The sequence below is a fragment of the Caballeronia sp. INDeC2 genome, assembly GCF_023631325.1.
Taxonomy (GTDB): Bacteria; Pseudomonadota; Gammaproteobacteria; order Burkholderiales; family Burkholderiaceae; genus Caballeronia.
Genome location: NZ_JALQDG010000030.1, coordinates 1 through 16,247 on the forward strand (window position 1 = coordinate 1; position 16,247 = coordinate 16,247).

The following is a 16,247-nucleotide window of genomic DNA, read 5'->3' on the forward strand; positions in this document are numbered from 1 at the left end:
GGCCACCGCCGCCGCGCCGGAGAAGGCGCGCCCGAGCCCGCCGCCGGCCGCGCCCGCCGCAGTCACCGCCGCGCCGCCCGCCGCCATCACCACCAACCCCCCCGCGAAGAAGGCGAGCGGCGGCGAGATCAAGGATTGCCCGTCGTGCCCCGTGCTGATTCCGCTCTCGTCCGGCAGCTTCACGATGGGCAGCAACAACGACGATCCCGCCGAGAAGCCGCCGCATCGGGTATCGATCGGGCGTGCGTTCGCCATCGGCAAATACGAAGTCACCGTCGAGCAGTGGAACGCCTGCGCCGATGCGGGCGCGTGCACGCGCGTCGCCGCCGACGGCGAGTCGGCCGCACCGTCGCCCGGCAATACGCCGATGCGCAACGTGAGCTGGGACGACGCGCAGGTCTACGTCAAATGGCTGAGCAAGGTGGGCGGCAAGCCGTATCGCCTGCCGACCGAAGCGGAATGGGAATACGCCGCGCGCGGCGGCACGCAGTCCACGTACTGGTGGGGCGATCAGATGAAGAAAGGCACGGCCGACTGCAAGGATTGCGGCGATCCGTACAAGCCCGACGCGCCGACGTCCGTCGGATCGTTCGCGGCGAATCCCTATGGCCTGTACGACATGAACGGCAGCGTCTGGGAATGGGTCGCCGATTGCTGGCATAGCTCGTACAAGAACGCGCCCGTCGATGGCCGCGCCTGGGACGATCCGTCGTGCTCCGTGCGCGTGATTCGCGGCGGCTCGTGGCGCGAGGGCGCGGCCTACATGCAGTCGGCGACGCGCTTCAAATACAGTTCGAGCGTGCGGCAATCGCAGAACGGCTTTCGCGTCGCGCGGGACATGGAATGAAGTTCATCGGCCAGCGGCCTTCACGATGATCTGCGCCTGCGCATCACGCTCGATCGTCTTGAGCGCGGGAAGCGCCGCGCGAAACTCGTCGGGCGTGCAGACCTGCTTGCCGAAGCGCGCGTCGAGCGTGCGCGAAATCTGCACGACGTTGGTCGACGGATCGAAGAGATAGCGCGAGCGGTAGCGAAAGAAATCGCTCGTCAGATCCTGATCGGCGGGCACCTCGGCCACGCGCATCGTCTTCGGGAGCATGATTTGCGAGACCTCGTCGAACGTGCCGCCGATGCACAGATACGGCTGTGTGCGCGTGCGCTCGGCGAGCCAGTTGCCCGTCGCCGTCGCGATGCCGCCCGAGAGGCTCGAAAGCGCGGGCAATGCCGTCGTGCCGGTCGGCCAGACGACATCGTCGAGCGTGCCGCGCAGGGTCGTCGCGAAGGGGCCGCCGGTTGCATCGACATCGCTCGTCGTCAGTGCGCCCGCGCCGCGCAGGTTCGTGAAGCGCAGCCGGTCCGCCGCGATCTGGTCGCGCCGCTGGGCGTTCGCGAGCCGCAGGTTCATCCGCTCGATCTCGGCGCTCCATCCCGCATCCTCGACCCAGTAGGCGAAGCTCGCCTCGCCTTGCGGCGCGACCTCGATCTGCAAACGCGCCGTGCGCGCGAGCGGCTGCGTCGCGGGCGTGCGGGCGAGCACGCCGCTGTTCACGAGGAGCGCGGGACGGTCCATGTCGGCGAGCGGAAGGAAGCCGAACTCGACGCTCGACGCCGTGCTGTCCGCGTACATGTTCAGATCCGGCAGCCACGTGACGATGTGATTGATCGCGCCTGCCCCGTATCCCGGAACCGACGGCAGCGTATAGACCGAGCCGAGGCCGATCAGCGCGGGCTCGTTGCGAATGCCGACGGCATCGAGCAGCGCGCCGTAGAGCGCGACGTGATCCTTGCAATCGCCGTAGCGGTTCGCGAGCACGTCGGTCACGCGATGCGGCACGGCGGGACTCTGACCGATGAACATCGCGACGTAGCGGATCGAATGACGCACCCAGTCGTAGAGCGTCCGGGCTTTCGCGCGGTGGTCGGCGTCGTTCTGCGTGAGAGATTGCGCGAGCGCGCGGATGGCGGGATCGCTCGCGCCGGGGTCCGCGGCGGCATCACGATAACTTTTCGCAAAACTCGCGTAATCGGGAAAGGTCGTGACCATCAGACGGTCGCCGTACTGCGCGTAACCCACCGAGCCGCTTTCGATGCGCGCGATACGCTCCCGCCGATAGGTGAACGCATAACGCGTGCGGCCGTTCTCCGTGACGGGCGGCTCGGCGATGTAGCCGCGCGCATCGGCATAAAGCGGCTTGTCCGCGGGCAGATCGAAGATAAGCCGCTGCTGCAACACGGGCCGTTGCCCCGGATCGACGTAATAGTTGAACTGCCCGGGAATCACCGCCGCCGCCTGGCTTTTGCGCGAGCGCAGATGCACCGTCGAGCCGACGCCCACCGCCGGAAAGATGATCGCGCGCAGTTTCGCGTCCTGAAACGTCGGCGCGCCCGCCGAGCGCGGCTCCTGGATGTCGCGGATCTGATCGGGAGAGACGTCGTGGCGCGCGCCGTTCGCATCGACCGAATAGGCCTCGACGATATCCACCTTCGACACGCTCTTGTCGTACCAGACGTAGCGCTGCGCGATCTCGTCGACGCCCGCCGACGTATTCGCGCGCAGCACGACGGCGTCGTCTTCGGTTAGGGAACCATCAGCGGCGACGACGAACGCGTGAACGTCGCCGACGATGGTCGAGGGATCGTCGTCCGTCGCGGCGACGGCGCACGACCATGCGCACACGCCGGCGATGACGCACGCCAAAGCGAGAATGAAGCGACGAGCCATAGGGAAGAGTCCGCGCCGCACGGGAGAAAACTCATCGTACAGGAGGACGCGCACGCCCGTTTCGCCGCGACAGATCGCAGCATGCGACAATTTGTATCATATTGCGATATAATTTCGAGATTGTCGCACGCTTGCTTTCGCGCCATCGCTCCGGCGTGCCAGTGTGACCCTCCACTGACTCTTCCGGAACGCTGAAAAAGTGACGCGTATCGCATTGCTTCGCTGGCTGCATGGCTTTCTTCCCGCTCCGGTCACGCTGCGCTGGGCCGAGCGGCTGCGCGCGGGTCTGGGCGCGCTGATCGGCATTGCGCTGACGGGCGGGCTCGCGCGTCTCATGCTCGGCGATGCATCGGCGATGCCCTTTCTCATCGCGCCGATGGGCGCCTCCGCCGTGCTGCTCTTCGCCGTGCCCGCGAGTCCGCTCGCGCAACCGTGGTCGATCATCGGCGGGAACATCGTGTCGGCGACGGTCGGCGTCGCCTGCGCGATGCTCGTCCACGATCCGATCGACGCCGCCGCGCTCGCCGTCTGTCTCGCGATCTGCGCGATGTTCGCGCTGCGCTGCGTGCATCCGCCTTCGGGCGCGGTCGCGCTGACCGCCGTGCTCGGGGGACCGTCGATTCATGCGCTCGGCTTCGGCTTCGTGATCGCGCCGGTGGCGCTCCAGTCGGTCGCGCTGCTTGCGTCGGCGATCGTGTTTCATGCGCTGACGGGCCATCGGTATCCGCACGGCCACGCCGCGCCGCAACCCGCGAGCGCGCCGCCCGGCGCCGCGTCGTTTTCGCGCGCCGATCTCGAAGCCGTGCTGTCGCGGCGCAGCGAATTGCTCGACGTCGATCCGGACGATCTCGAAGCGCTCCTTCGCGAGACGCAGTTGCAGGCCTATGCGCGCCGTTTCACCGAGTTCACGTGCGCGGACATCATGTCGCGCGCAATCGTCTCCGTGACGCCCGATACGAGCGCGCAGGCGGCGCTCGCGCTCATCGACAGGCATCAGGTGAAGGCGCTGCCGGTGCTCGACGCGACGCGCCGCGTGTGCGGCATCGTCACCCGCGCGGATCTGGCGCCGGTGCGCCGCGGCGGCATCGTCGAGGGCATGAAGCGCGGGATCGAGCGCTTGATGCGCGGCCCGTCGACGACGCCGCCGCTCGTCGCCTCGCTGATGACCACCGACGTGCGCACCGTGAAGACGCACACCGCCATCGCCGAACTGGTGCCGATGTTCGCGCACTTGGGGCATCACCACATTCCGGTGGTCGGCGCGCACGATCAGCTTGCGGGCATGATCACCGAAACCGACCTGATCTCCGGCCTCTATCGACAAGCGTCCGCGGGCGAGCGCAAAAGCGCGTGAATCGCTACGCCGACTGGAATCCGATGAACACCTCTCGCAAACTCCACAAGCCGGACTTCGAGCAGTTGTCCGAATTCCGCTATCAGATGCGCCGCTTCGAACGCTTCTCCGAGCGCGCCGCGCAGGGCGAAGGCATCACGCCGCTGCAGTATCTGCTGCTTCTGCATATCAAGGGCTATCCGGGTCGCGACTGGGCGACGGTCGGTGAACTCGCCGAACGGCTGCAATCGCACCATCACGGCGTGGTGGCGCTCGTCACGCGCTGCGAGGCGGCCGGACTCGTGCGCCGCGCGCCGAGCGACGAGGATCGCCGTCAGGTGCAAGTGCATCTCGAAGCGCGCGGCGAAGACGTGCTCGAACGGCTCGCCGCGCTGCATCGCGCGGAGTTGAAGTCGCTCGAAGGCGCGTTTCGCGTCCCGCGCATCGATCTTTGAATCTCATGGAGCGCTGACCTTGGACCATCACAAACGCGACTTTTCGGTCAACGACCGGCTGCTGAAGATTTGCGGGCTCGCCGCGGTCATCGGCGGGATCGCCACGCTCGCGGCCGTGCTGCTGCTCGGGCTCATCCATCTCTTCACGAATCTGTTTTTCTTCGGCACGTTATCGGTCGAGGACCGCTCGCCCGCGCTCAATACGCTCGGGGCTTGGGTGATCGCGATTCCGGTGATCGGCGGACTGATCGTCGGGATGATGGCGCGCTTCGGCTCGGAGAAGATTCGCGGCCACGGCATCCCCGAAGCGATCGAGGCGATCCTGTTCGGCAAGAGCCGCATGTCGCCGAAGGTGGCGATTCTGAAGCCGTTGTCGTCGGGCATCGTAATCGGCAGCGGCGGGCCGTTCGGCGCGGAAGGTCCGATCATCATGACGGGGGGCGCGCTCGGCTCGCTGATCGCGCAATGTGTCGACGTGACGGCCGCCGAGCGCAAGACGCTGCTCGTCGCGGGCGCGGCGGCGGGCATGACCGCCGTGTTCGGCACGCCGGTCGCGGCGGTTTTGCTCGCGGTGGAACTGCTGCTCTTCGAATGGCGGCCGCGCAGCTTTCTGCCGGTCGCGCTCGCGTGCGCCGTCGCGGGTTTCGCGCGCGCGGCGGTGTTCGGTACGGGCGCGCTCTTTCCGCTCGAAACCCAGCCGCCGCAGATGATCTCGCTGCTTTCGTGCCTCGTTGCGGGGTTGCTGTCGGGCGCGCTGGCGTCGGGGCTGTCGGCGGCGCTCTACAAGCTGGAGGACGTGTTCGGCAAGCTGCCGATCCACTGGATGTGGTGGCCCGCGATCGGCGCGGTGTTCGTCGGCATCGGCGGGTATATCGAGCCGCGCGCGCTCGGCGTGGGCTATGACGTGATCGGCGATCTCTTGCATCAGCACATCGCGATTCAGGTGGCGCTGTCGATCCTTGCCGTGAAGGCGATCATCTGGGTCGCCGCGCTCGCCTCTGGGACCTCGGGCGGCGTGCTCGCGCCGCTCCTGATGCTGGGCGCGGGTCTGGGCACCGTGCTCGGCGCGATCCTGCCGGGCCACGACGCCGCGCTCTGGCCGCTCGTGTGCATGGCCGCGACGCTCGGCGCGACGCTGGGCGCACCGCTCACCGCGATCGTCTTCGCGTTCGGCCTCACGCACGATGCGAACGCGCTGTTGCCGTTGCTCGCCGCGACGCTCGTCGCGCACGGTTTCGCGACCGTCGTGATGAAGCGCTCGATCATGACCGAGAAGATCGCGCGGCGCGGCTATCACATCTATCGGGAATACGGCGTGGATCCGCTGGAGCGCCATCACGTCGATGAAGTCATGACGCGCGACGTGCAGACCATCGACGCCGCCACGCCCTTGAGCGACGTGCTCGTGAAGCACTTCGGACCGCGGCAGGCGCATCGCGCTTATCCGGTGGTGCGTGACGGCGTGCTCGTCGGGATGCTGGATCGAGGGGCGCTTGGAACGTTCAACGAAGCGCAGACGAGCATCGGCGAGGCGTTGGAGCGGCTTCAGTCCGGCGCGCCGGTCTTCGCGCTGCCGGGAGAGCCGTGCCGGCTCGCTGCGACGCGCCTCGCCGTGAACGAACTGGAGCGCCTGCCCGTGGTCGCCGACAAGCAGTCGCTGCGGCTCGTCGGCATCGTGTCGCGCAGCGATCTCGTCAAGCCCGCGCGCGCGCACTTCGACGAGGAACATCGGAGGGAACGGTTCAGGGGCTTTCGGCGGACGACGGCTTTGAGAAAGCACTGAGATCGGCGGTCATTTCGGCAAGCGGCTGCGCCCACTCGCCCAGCTCGGTCTGTCGATAAAGACGCATCGACGGATACCACGGCGTGAAGCGCTGACAGTCGAGCCAGCGTGAATCGCATGCCTGCGCCAGCAAGACCCACACGGGGCGATTCAGCGCGCCGGCCAGATGCGCCGGGCCCGTGTCGACGGTGATGAGCAGGTCGAGCTTTTCGAGCACGCGGGCGGTGTCGCCGAAGGTCGAAAGATGCGGCGCCATGTCGATCACGCCGTGACGGTTCATGACGGCGCGTTCTGCTTCGCCGATCTCGCCTACCTGCAGCGAATAAAAACGGCAGGCGCCGCTGGACAGCACGGATTCGAGGCGTTCCAGCGGCATCGACCGATACGGCTCGTGACGCACGCCGCTCGAACTTTTCCAGATCAGGCCCACTCTCGGGAGTGTGGTTTCGACGCTCAAATGCGCGCTCGCCTCATCCGACAACACCTTGGCCGGATCGACGGCGATGCGCGCTGCGGGATTCACCGCCGGGAAATATGGCGAGCGCTGGTATCGCGAGTAAAGACTGAAGCCGAAAGTGATGCGATTGCAGCGCTCGATTTCGATGGCGCGCTGTTCCACCGTCGCCATCACTAGCGTCACCTCGTCGCTTTGGCGGAAAATCGCTTCCCATCCCGGAAGCTGCTCCAGGACGACCGCGCGCGCCCCTTCGCGAAGCAGCAGATCGATGTATCGCGAAAACTGCACGAAGTCGCCGAACCCGCCTTCCGCACAGATGAATATCCGCTTGCCCGCGACGGGTTCGTCCATGCCGAGAAAATCGTCCGCCACGACATCCTTCCAAACGGGATGACTTTCCAGAATGAGTTGACGGAAGGCTTCGGCGTACGCCGGGCCGCGAATCATGCGGTGTCGCTCGTTCGCTTCGTGATACGTGCCGAGGATGAATTGCACGATCGAGAGCTCTTCGCCGATGATGTAGCGATTGACCTGAGACATGGACTCGTCCGCTAACGCGCGCTTCAGGTGTTTCTCGGCTTCCTCGTGCAGGCCGACAAAGCTCAAGTCGATACCCAACTGGCCGATCCAGCAGCCGGAATCATCGGAGGCGGACAACCGCGCGGCTAGGGCGCGGGCTTCGGCGGCGCGGCCGGCGAGTCGGAGCGCGCGGACCAGTTGCAGCGGCTCCATGGTTTGCAGATCGTTGTGGTGGGTCATGACAGACTGTTCTTGTCAGAAGTGGCTGGCGACGGGCGGGTATGCTACTTGTTCAAGAGGTCCGAAACGCAAAAAAACATAGCTTCAAGGTAGGCGCGGCGGCCCGGGGATGGAAACCAAGTTGCGTCATCGCCCGTTTCCCGGAGCGAAAGAATCGAACCGGCGCCATCGAGCAGAGATCGCGATATGCCCTTTCAACAGCCCAATCGCGCGACTCGCGCCGACCGACCATGACCACCCGCCGCGACTTCCTCCGCGTCACCGCCGCCGCGCTCGCCGCCCGCGCAGCCGAAGCCGCCGAACCGCAGCCCGCCCAAGCCATGCACAAACGTCCCATCCCCTCGACGGGCGAGCCTCTGCCCGTCGTCGGCTGCGGCACCTGGCGCACCTTCGACGTGGACGACGACGCAGCCCGCCGCCGCGAACTCGCCGACGTGCTGCACGCGCTGTTCGCTGCGGGCGGCTCGGTGATCGATTCATCGCCGATGTACGGTTCCTCCGAAGCCGTCGCGGGCGCGCTGCTCGCGCAATCGCACACGCGCGACAAGGCGTTCATCGCTACCAAGGTCTGGACCGACGGACGCGCGGCCGGCATCGCGCAGATGGAGCAGTCGATGCGCCTGTGGCGGACCGGTCGCATCGACCTCATGCAGATTCACAATCTGCTCGACTGGCGCACGCATCTCGCCACCCTGCGCGAGTGGAAAGCCGCCGGCAAGATCCGCTATATCGGCGTCACGCACTACACGTCGAGCGCGTTTGCCCAGGTCGAGGCGGTGCTGCGTTCCGAACGCGTCGATTTCGTGCAGATCAACTACGCTGCCAACGACCGCGACGCCGAAGCGCGCCTCCTGCCGCTCGCCGCCGAACGGGGCGTCGCGGTGATCGTGAATCAGCCGTTCGGCGGAGGATCGCTGCTCGCGAGTCTGCGCGACCGGCCCCTGCCCGCGTTCGCGCAGGAACTCGGCTGCGCGTCGTGGGCACAGCTTCTGCTGAAATTCGTCCTGGGCAACGCCGCCGTGACCTGCGTGATTCCCGGCACGGGACGGCCCGAATACATGATCGACAACGCGCGCGCGGGCGTCGGTATCTTTCCCGACGAGGCGCTGAGACAGCGCATCGCTGTCGCGGTCGCATAAGGAGCAAACCATGAACGATCCCTACAACCTGCAGCGTTTCGTCGATGCACAGGCGAGCGTCATCGACGATGTGCGCGCCGAACTCTCCGCCGGCCGCAAGCGCACGCACTGGATGTGGTTCGTGTTCCCGCAGATCGCCGGCCTCGGGCACAGCGCGATGGCGCAGCACTACGCGATTTCGTCGCGCGACGAGGCCCGTGCCTATCTCGCGCATGCCGTGCTGGGCGCGCGGCTCGTCGAGCTGACGCGCATCGTCAACGGCGTAAAGGGGCGCGGCGCCGGGGAGATCTTCGGCTATCCGGACGACATGAAATTTCATTCGTCGATGACCCTTTTCGCGCACACCGCCGACGACGCCGAAGTCTTCCAGGAAGCGCTGCGCCGCTATTTCGACGGCCACGCCGACGATGCCACGCTCGCGCGCCTGCAATGACGGGCATGGTGGTTGCACGTCCCTGAAACGTCCACATCCTTCAGGAGCGAAGCGCCATGAGCAAGTCCTTCAAGCTGCACGATCACGTCCGCTGGAACACGCCGCAAGGCGAGACGACGGGGCATATCGTGCGCATCCTCACCGAGCGCACGACGCTCGACGGCCATACCGTCAATGCGTCGCGCGACGATCCCCACTTCGAAGTCGAAAGCGACAAGAGCGGCAAGCGCGCCGTCCACAAGGGCGCCGCGCTCACGCGTCTGACGCACTGAATCCGTCAACGCGAAGCGCCGCACGTTCGCACTATTGCAGTGCGCGCGGCGCAACCCGACACCGTTCCTGCAGAAACCACGATTAACGTTCAAACTTCTACCGCGCTGGAAGCTTGAATCGCGCATTTCCATTGAACCGGTTTGCCCAATCCTTTGAGGAATCGAACCAATGAAATCGAAACTCGTGGCACTGCTCGTTGCATCGTCGGCACTCGGCCTGACTTCCACGGCATCCCTCGCCCAAGTCGCGGGCGCACAGCCACTCGGCGTATCGGTCGAAGTATCGACGGCCATCATCGATGGCTGGAGCATCAAAAAATCCATCCTCAACAAGCCCGTCGTGAACGATCAGGGACAGCGCGTCGGCGTGATCAACGACATCATCGTCGCGCCGGACAAATCCGTTTCGTTCGCGATCATCGCGGCGAACAAGTTTCTCGGCGTGGCGCGTCACGACGTCGCAATTCCCATCGATCAGCTCGACGTGAAAAACGGCCAGTTCGTGCTCGCGGGCGCGACCAAGGACGCGATCAAGGCGCTGCCCGAGTTTCAGTACAACAAGGTGAAGGCGACGCCGAAGCCGCGCGCGGAATTCGAGCATCATTAAACCTGGCCGGAGGCGGCCGCGCGCCGCCTCTTTCTTTTGACCTCGACCGGATCCCGCCGATGTTCAAAGCCCTCATGCTCGACAAACAGGACGACCGCACCGTCGCGTCCATTCAGTCGATCGACGAAGCGCGCCTGCCTTCATCCGGCGACGGCGGCGGCGACGTGCTCGTGCGCATCGAATTCTCCACGCTCAACTACAAGGACGGCCTCGCGATCACCGGCAAGGCGCCGGTCGTGCGCACCTGGCCGATGGTGCCGGGCATCGACTTCGCGGGCGTCGTCGAGACGAGTTCGAATCCGGATTACAAGCCCGGCGACAAGGTCGTGCTAAACGGCTGGGGCGCGGGCGAAACACATTGGGGCGGGCTCGCGCAGAAGGCGCGCGTGCCGGGCGATCATCTGATCGCGCTGCCGGCGAATATCACGACGCGCCAGGCGATGGCCATCGGCACCGCGGGCTACACCGCGATGTTGTGCGTGCAGGCGCTGGAAAAGCACGGCGTTAGCGCGAAGGACGGCGACGTGCTCGTGACGGGCGCGAACGGCGGCGTCGGCAGCTTTGCCGTCGCGATTCTGGCGAAGCGCGGCTTTCGCGTGATCGCATCGACGGGCCGTCCCGAGGAAGCCGCGCGGCTGCGGGAGCTGGGCGCGGCGGATATCGTCGAGCGCGCGACGCTTTCGGAGCCGGGAAAGCCGCTGCAGAAGGAACGCTGGGCGGCGGCCGTCGATTGCGTCGGCAGTCATACGCTCGCGAACGTCTGCGCGAGCCTGCGCTATGGCGGCGCGGTCGCGGCGTGCGGCCTCGCACAAGGCATGGATCTGCCGGCGTCCGTCGCGCCGTTCATCCTGCGCGGCGTCGCTTTGCTCGGCGTGGACAGCGTCTACGTGCCGCGCGAGCGGCGCATCGCGGCATGGAAGGCGATCGCCGATGAAGTGCCCGTCGCGACCATCGAAAGCGTCGCGACCACCGTTGCGCTCGCCGACGCGCCCGAGGCCGCCGCGCGCTTGCTGCGCGGCGAAGTGAAGGGCCGTGTGATCGTCGATGTGAACGCCTGATCCGGCGTCAGCACGCGTTCCAGCCGTCGGCGGTCGCGGGCTTCGCCACTGCGACCTGCTTCGCAACCGGCGCGCGCGCCACGCTCGTCACGGCCCGCCTGAACGTCGATGCCGGCGCGTCCACCGTGAAGAACGCCACCGCTTCGTTGAGCCGGCGTCCCTGCTCTTCGAGCGACGATGCAGCCGCCGCCGCTTCTTCCACGAGCGCCGCGTTCTGCTGCGTGACTTCGTCCATCTGCGTGATCGCGAGATTCACCTGCTCGATGCCGCGTCCCTGTTCCGCCGACGCCGACGCGATCTCCTGCATGATGTCCGTCACGCGCGCGACGGCCTGCGTCACTTCGGCCATCGTCGTGCCCGCTTCGCCCGCCAGCACGGAACCGTCGCGCACCTTGTCTACCGAATCCGCGATCAGCTCCTTGATCTCTTTGGCCGCCGTCGACGAACGCTGCGCCAGGCTGCGCACCTCGCTCGCGACGACCGCGAAGCCGCGGCCCTGCTCGCCCGCTCGCGCCGCTTCCACGGCCGCGTTGAGCGCGAGAATGTTCGTCTGGAACGCGATGCCTTCGATGATCCCCGTGATTTCCGCGATCTTGTCCGAGCTGCTGCTGATGCCGTTCATGGTATCGACCACGCGGCCGACGACATCGCTGCCTTTCTTCGCGATATCCGATGCATTCGACGCGAGCGAACTCGCCTGCTGCGCGTTCTCCGCGTTCTGACGCACGGTCGACGTGAGTTCTTCCATGCTCGCCGCCGTTTCCTGCAAGGAAGCGGCCTGTTCTTCGGTGCGCTGGCTCAGGTCGGTGTTGCCGGTCGCGAGCTCCTTCGCCGCGCCGCCGACCGCGCCGCTGCTTTCGCGCACGCGGCCCACGGTTTCGGTGAGACGCGCGTTCATCGCCGCAAGCGCGCGCAGCAGGTCGCCGGTTTCGTCCTTCGTTTGCGCGACGATGCGGCTCGTCAGATCGCCGCGCGCCACCGTCTGCGCGATGCCGACCGCTTCGCCGATGGGCGTCGTGATCGAACGCGTGATCGCGATGCCCGCGCCGATCGCGAAGAGCGCCGCCGCCGCGCACAGCGCGATCAGCACGTTGCGCTGCGTCTGATAGCTGGCGGCGTCCTCGCGCACGATGTCGTCGCGGCGCGCGGCGGTGTAGGTCGCGTAGTCGTCGGTGGCCTTGACCAGTTGCGCGAGCAGCGGACGGCAATCGTCGTCCATCTTCTGGATCGCCTCGTCGCGCTTGCCCGCGAGCGCGAGTCCCACGATATTCGTCGCGACCGGCCCGTACAAGCCTTCCACGCGCCCCATCTCGGCGACGAGGCTCTTCGCCTTTTCGCTCGTATCGGTCGCGGCGGCGATCATGTCGTTCAGTTGCTTCAAGCGCGCCTGCACGTCTTCGTGCGCACGCAAAACGTCGGCTTTTTCGAGGTCGAGATCGGACTGCTTCGTGACGAGCACGAGATTGCGCGCGGCGATGGCCCGCCGATCGACGGCCGTGCGAATCTGACTGGCTACGTCGGCCCGCGCGTTGATACCGTTGACATAGTGCGCGAAACCGTCCGTCGCAATCGACAGCGCGCGCAGCGACATGCCTGCCACAAGCACGACCAGCACGGCGAGAATACCGAATCCAGCGATCAGCTTGTTCTTGATCGTCACGTTCTTGAGGTTCATGTTTTAAGTTCTCTCAGGGTCCGTTCGAGGGACATACGGCGTCGCGCGCCCGCTTCGCGTGGCCTGCGCCGCGAGCGAGCGTTTCAACGCACCGGGTGTGCGCGACGCTCTTCCTGCTGATTACGGCCCACCTTTTTTGGTCTGAAGGGCGACACATGTAATTAGTCCGCATTTTGTCCATGCCGACGGTAATGCCGTTACCATTCACAACCTCGCTTTCGAGTAATTATTTCCGACCTAAATCAATTTCCGATGCCGATGCCCGATCTCCTCGACTACCGCATACCCGAATTCGAAGCCGCGCTCGCGGCGCTCCCGCCTACGCCGGCGGCCGGCCTCGCCACCGACGAACGTTACTGGGACGCGGTGCGCGGCCTGTGGCGCCAGTCGGACGCGCTGATCAATCTGGAGAACGGCTTCTGGGGTGCGATGACCGAGCCGGTAAAGGCGATGTTCCATCACTGGACCGAGCGCGTGAATCGCGAGACGACACTGCTGATCCGCCCGCATCTGATGACGCTGTATCAGGGCTTGCGCGAGCGCGTCGCGAAGGAAATGGGTTGCGCGGTCGAGGAAATCGAACTGACGCGCAACGCGACCGAAGCGCTGCTCGCGCTCATCGGCGGCTACAACCGGCTCGCGCCCGGCGACACCGTGCTCTACAGCGATCTCGACTATCCGTGCGGCAAGGACGCGATGGAATGGCTGCGCGAGCGGCGCGGCGTCACGCCCGTGCGCATCACGATGCCCGAGCCGGCGACGCGCGAAGCGGTCCTCGAAACCTACGCCAAGGCCTTGAGCGCGCACCCGCGCACGCGGCTCGTGCTGCTCTCGCACGTGTGCTTCGCGACGGGTCTCGTGCTGCCGGTCGCGGACATATCGGCGATGGCGAAGGAAGCGGGCGCGGACGTGATCGTCGATGCAGCGCATTCATGGGGGCAACTCGATTTCGACGTGCCCGATCTGAACGCGCCGTTCGCCGCGCTGAATCTGCACAAGTGGATCGGCGCGCCGCTTGGCTGCGGCGCGATCTATATCCGTAAGGGACACGTCGCGTCGATCGATCCGTATCTGGGCGATCGCACCTGGCCCGCCGATGATATCCGCGCGCGCGTGCATACGGGCTCGCCGAACTTCGCCGCGTGGTTCACGCTGCCGGCGGCGCTGGACGTGCATCGGTCGATCGGGGCCAACGCGAAGGAAGCGCGCCTGCGGGCTTTGCGCGATGCCTGGGCGAAGCCGGCGGGCGCGCTTGCCGGCGTGCAGATCATGACGCCGGACGATCCCGCGATGACCGCCGGCATCACCGCGTTCCGGCTGCACGGACGCGCGACGAAGGACGGCTGCGACGCGATCGTCGCCGCGCTGCGCGAGCGCTTCGGCGTGTTCACGGTGACGCGTCCCGGTCCCGATGCGGGTGAAGTCGTGCGCGTGACGCCCGCGCTCTTCTCGCGCATGTCGGACGTGCAGCGCCTGCTCGAAGGGATCGAAACGCTCGCGCGCGAGCTTAAGAACTGAAGTGGCCGCTAGCCCGCCACCGGCCGCGCGTCGAGGCGCTCGATCAACCGTTCGAGCGCCTCCGAACACGGCGCTTCGACTTTCAGCGCGAGAAGCGCATCGGCGCGCGTCTTGCCGATGTTGATCGCCGCGATGGGCTTGCCGCTCTTCGCGGCCCACTCGCAAAATCGATAGCCCGAATACACCATCAACGACGAGCCGACGACCAGCATCGCGTCGGCGGCTTCGAGCGAGCGCGCCGCGTCCTCGACGAGCGTGCGCGGCACGCTCTCCCCGAAAAACACCACGTCGGGCTTGAGCACGCCGCCGCAGCGCGTGCAGCCCGGCACATCGAACGATGCGAAGTCGAGATCCTCGATATGCGCGTCGCCATCGGGCACCGCGGGCGCCGTATAGCCGACGAACGCCGGATTCGCCGTTTCGAGCATGCGCTGCACTGCCGCGCGCGTATGCCGCTCGCCGCATCCGATGCAGCGCACCCGTCCGATATTGCCGTGCAGCTCGATCACATCGGGATTGCCCGCGCGCGTGTGCAGTCCATCGACGTTCTGCGTGACGAGCCGATGCACCCGCGAGCGCGCCGCGAGGGCCCGTAACGCGTGATGCGCGGCGTTCGGCTGCGCGTTCTGCACGACCGGCCAGCCGATGAGACTACGCGCCCAATAGCGGCGGCGCGCATAGTCCGAGCCGAGGAAATCCTTCAGCAATATCGGCGCGCGGCCCGTACGCTGGCCTTCGCGATCGCGATAACAGGGAATGCCCGACTCGGTGCTGATGCCCGCCCCCGACAGCACGAAAAGCCGCGGATGACGCTCGACGAATTCATGAAGCTGCTGCACGTGTCATCCTTTCTTGCGGGGTTTGCTTTGTGCAATATAAGGCGAAACCGCGCGTGCCGCTGGCCACGATTCTGGCCTTACCACTTTCACATTAAAGAAATTGGCTTGACCAAATCGGCGGGCATCGTTAGATTGTCGAACGCCCTAATCCAAAAGACACCACGAGACAAAGCATGCTGACCGTCATCTGCGAAACGCCCGGAACCCTGAAAGCCGAACAGCGCGATAAGCCGCGGCGCGGCGAGAACGAAGTGCTGTTGCGCGTGAAGCGCGTCGGCGTGTGCGGCACGGACCTGCACATCTTCACCGGCAATCAGCCGTATCTATCGTATCCGCGCGTGATGGGCCACGAGTTGTCCGGCGTGATCGAGGAAGCGGACCCGGCGAGCGGCCTGACAGCGGGCGACACCGTCTACGTGATGCCCTATCTCTCGTGCGGCGAATGTATCGCGTGCCGTCAGGGCAAGACCAACTGCTGCGTGAATATCCAAGTGCTGGGCGTGCATCGCGACGGCGCGTTCACCGAGTATTTGAATCTGCCCGCGCAATTCGTCCATAAGGCCGAAGGCGTCACGCTCGATCAGGCCGCGATGGTGGAATTCCTCGCGATCGGCGCGCACGCCGTGCGCCGCGCGGACGTGAAGCCGGGTCAGCGCGTACTGGTCGTCGGCGCGGGGCCGATCGGCATGGCGGCCATCACGTTCTCGCGTCTGCGCGGCGCGAACGTCACCGCGCTCGACACGCGCGAGGACCGCCTCGGGTTCTGCAAGCGCGAACTGAAAGTAGACGCCACCGTGCAGATCGGCGAGCACGACAAGCAGACGTTGTCGGCGCTGACGAACGGTGAATTCTTCGATGTCGTCTTCGACGCGACCGGCAACTCACGCGCGATGGAACGCGGCTTCGAGTTCATCGCGCATGGCGGGAAGTACGTGCTGGTATCGATCGTGCCGGATCGCATCTCGTTCGCCGATCCCGAATTCCACAAGCGCGAAGCGACGCTGCTCGCGAGCCGCAACGCGACGCCCGAGGACTTCGAGACCGTGCTCGCGGCGATGCGCAACGGAGAAGTGCCGACCGATGCGCTCAACACGCATCGCCTGACGTTGAGCGACGTGCCCGAGCGATTCGCGTCGCTGCTCGATCCGAAGGCCGGCGTCGTGAAGGCGATCGTCGAGTGCTGACGATTCGATGGTT

At 66.1% G+C, this 16,247-nt stretch carries 15 protein-coding genes; 11 read left to right on the forward strand and 4 right to left on the reverse strand.

Annotation, left to right across the window (positions count from 1 at the left end; all coding sequences use genetic code 11):
- On the forward strand, positions 1 to 847 hold an 847-nt coding region (locus NCS28_RS18420; protein WP_250515201.1), incomplete at its 5' end, for a formylglycine-generating enzyme family protein.
- Positions 848 to 850: 3 nt separating this feature from the next.
- Here the strand turns inward: NCS28_RS18420 and NCS28_RS18425 are convergent.
- Positions 851 to 2,722, reverse strand: a complete 1,872-nt coding sequence (locus NCS28_RS18425; protein ID WP_250515202.1) for a DUF3857 domain-containing transglutaminase family protein — start codon at positions 2,720 to 2,722, stop codon at positions 851 to 853.
- Positions 2,723 to 2,921: 199 nt separating this feature from the next.
- Here NCS28_RS18425 and NCS28_RS18430 point away from each other — a divergent pair, with 199 nt between their 5' ends.
- Genes NCS28_RS18430 through NCS28_RS18440 form a run of 3 tightly spaced genes read left to right on the forward strand, consistent with a single transcriptional unit; the run spans position 2,922 to position 6,293 of the window.
- Positions 2,922 to 4,076 (forward strand): HPP family protein, encoded by a 1,155-nt coding sequence (locus NCS28_RS18430; protein WP_250515203.1) that lies wholly within the window; start codon positions 2,922 to 2,924, stop codon positions 4,074 to 4,076.
- Between the two features lie 23 nt (positions 4,077 to 4,099).
- A complete protein-coding gene (locus NCS28_RS18435) occupies positions 4,100 to 4,510 on the forward strand; it encodes a MarR family winged helix-turn-helix transcriptional regulator (RefSeq protein ID WP_250515532.1) in 411 nt (136 codons plus the stop codon).
- Between the two features lie 13 nt (positions 4,511 to 4,523).
- Positions 4,524 to 6,293, forward strand: a complete 1,770-nt coding sequence (locus tag NCS28_RS18440; protein ID WP_250515533.1) for a chloride channel protein — start codon at positions 4,524 to 4,526, stop codon at positions 6,291 to 6,293.
- On the opposite strand, the gene NCS28_RS18445 is transcribed toward NCS28_RS18440, so the two are convergent.
- Positions 6,253 to 7,509, reverse strand: a complete 1,257-nt coding sequence (locus NCS28_RS18445) for a glycosyltransferase family 9 protein (protein WP_250515204.1) — start codon at positions 7,507 to 7,509, stop codon at positions 6,253 to 6,255. The two genes, NCS28_RS18440 and NCS28_RS18445, sit on opposite strands and share 41 nt — an antisense overlap.
- A gap of 230 nt (positions 7,510 to 7,739) precedes the next feature.
- Between NCS28_RS18445 and NCS28_RS18450 the strand changes: the two genes are divergently transcribed.
- From NCS28_RS18450 to acuI, 5 genes are all read left to right on the forward strand, one after another.
- A complete protein-coding gene (locus tag NCS28_RS18450) occupies positions 7,740 to 8,648 on the forward strand; it encodes an aldo/keto reductase (RefSeq protein ID WP_250515205.1) in 909 nt (302 codons plus the stop codon).
- A 10-nt stretch (positions 8,649 to 8,658) separates the two neighbouring features.
- Positions 8,659 to 9,081, forward strand: a complete 423-nt coding sequence (locus tag NCS28_RS18455; RefSeq protein ID WP_250515206.1) for a DUF1810 domain-containing protein — start codon at positions 8,659 to 8,661, stop codon at positions 9,079 to 9,081.
- Between the two features lie 56 nt (positions 9,082 to 9,137).
- A complete protein-coding gene (locus NCS28_RS18460) occupies positions 9,138 to 9,353 on the forward strand; it encodes a hypervirulence associated TUDOR domain-containing protein (protein WP_250515207.1) in 216 nt (71 codons plus the stop codon).
- A 169-nt stretch (positions 9,354 to 9,522) separates the two neighbouring features.
- Entirely contained in the window at positions 9,523 to 9,960 is a 438-nt protein-coding gene (locus tag NCS28_RS18465) for a PRC-barrel domain-containing protein (protein WP_250515208.1), read from the forward strand.
- A gap of 59 nt (positions 9,961 to 10,019) precedes the next feature.
- Positions 10,020 to 11,018, forward strand: coding sequence for an acrylyl-CoA reductase (NADPH) (gene acuI / locus NCS28_RS18470; RefSeq protein ID WP_250515209.1), 999 nt, complete (start codon positions 10,020 to 10,022; stop codon positions 11,016 to 11,018).
- A 7-nt stretch (positions 11,019 to 11,025) separates the two neighbouring features.
- Here the strand turns inward: acuI and NCS28_RS18475 are convergent, their stop codons facing one another.
- Positions 11,026 to 12,693, reverse strand: coding sequence for a methyl-accepting chemotaxis protein (locus tag NCS28_RS18475; RefSeq protein WP_250515210.1), 1,668 nt, complete (start codon positions 12,691 to 12,693; stop codon positions 11,026 to 11,028).
- A gap of 258 nt (positions 12,694 to 12,951) precedes the next feature.
- Between NCS28_RS18475 and NCS28_RS18480 the strand changes: the two genes are divergently transcribed.
- A complete protein-coding gene (locus NCS28_RS18480) occupies positions 12,952 to 14,211 on the forward strand; it encodes an aminotransferase class V-fold PLP-dependent enzyme (RefSeq protein WP_250515211.1) in 1,260 nt (419 codons plus the stop codon).
- A gap of 8 nt (positions 14,212 to 14,219) precedes the next feature.
- On the opposite strand, the gene NCS28_RS18485 is transcribed toward NCS28_RS18480, so the two are convergent.
- Positions 14,220 to 15,050, reverse strand: coding sequence for an NAD-dependent protein deacetylase (locus NCS28_RS18485; RefSeq protein WP_250515212.1), 831 nt, complete (start codon positions 15,048 to 15,050; stop codon positions 14,220 to 14,222).
- A 173-nt stretch (positions 15,051 to 15,223) separates the two neighbouring features.
- Here NCS28_RS18485 and NCS28_RS18490 point away from each other — a divergent pair, with 173 nt between their 5' ends.
- Positions 15,224 to 16,234, forward strand: a complete 1,011-nt coding sequence (locus tag NCS28_RS18490) for a zinc-binding alcohol dehydrogenase family protein (RefSeq protein WP_250515213.1) — start codon at positions 15,224 to 15,226, stop codon at positions 16,232 to 16,234.
- Positions 16,235 to 16,247: the final 13 nt, after the last annotated feature.

Coding starts and splice junctions, on each gene's coding strand:
- NCS28_RS18425 (WP_250515202.1), bottom strand. CDS start 2,722: ATGGCTCGTCGCTTCATTCTCGCTTTGGCGTGCGTCATCGCCGGCGTG.
- NCS28_RS18435 (WP_250515532.1), top strand. CDS start 4,100: ATGAACACCTCTCGCAAACTCCACAAGCCGGACTTCGAGCAGTTGTCC.
- NCS28_RS18445 (WP_250515204.1), bottom strand. CDS start 7,509: ATGACCCACCACAACGATCTGCAAACCATGGAGCCGCTGCAACTGGTC.
- NCS28_RS18450 (WP_250515205.1), top strand. CDS start 7,740: ATGACCACCCGCCGCGACTTCCTCCGCGTCACCGCCGCCGCGCTCGCC.
- NCS28_RS18455 (WP_250515206.1), top strand. CDS start 8,659: ATGAACGATCCCTACAACCTGCAGCGTTTCGTCGATGCACAGGCGAGC.
- NCS28_RS18460 (WP_250515207.1), top strand. CDS start 9,138: ATGAGCAAGTCCTTCAAGCTGCACGATCACGTCCGCTGGAACACGCCG.
- NCS28_RS18465 (WP_250515208.1), top strand. CDS start 9,523: ATGAAATCGAAACTCGTGGCACTGCTCGTTGCATCGTCGGCACTCGGC.
- acuI (WP_250515209.1), top strand. CDS start 10,020: ATGTTCAAAGCCCTCATGCTCGACAAACAGGACGACCGCACCGTCGCG.
- NCS28_RS18475 (WP_250515210.1), bottom strand. CDS start 12,693: ATGAACCTCAAGAACGTGACGATCAAGAACAAGCTGATCGCTGGATTC.
- NCS28_RS18480 (WP_250515211.1), top strand. CDS start 12,952: ATGCCCGATCTCCTCGACTACCGCATACCCGAATTCGAAGCCGCGCTC.
- NCS28_RS18490 (WP_250515213.1), top strand. CDS start 15,224: ATGCTGACCGTCATCTGCGAAACGCCCGGAACCCTGAAAGCCGAACAG.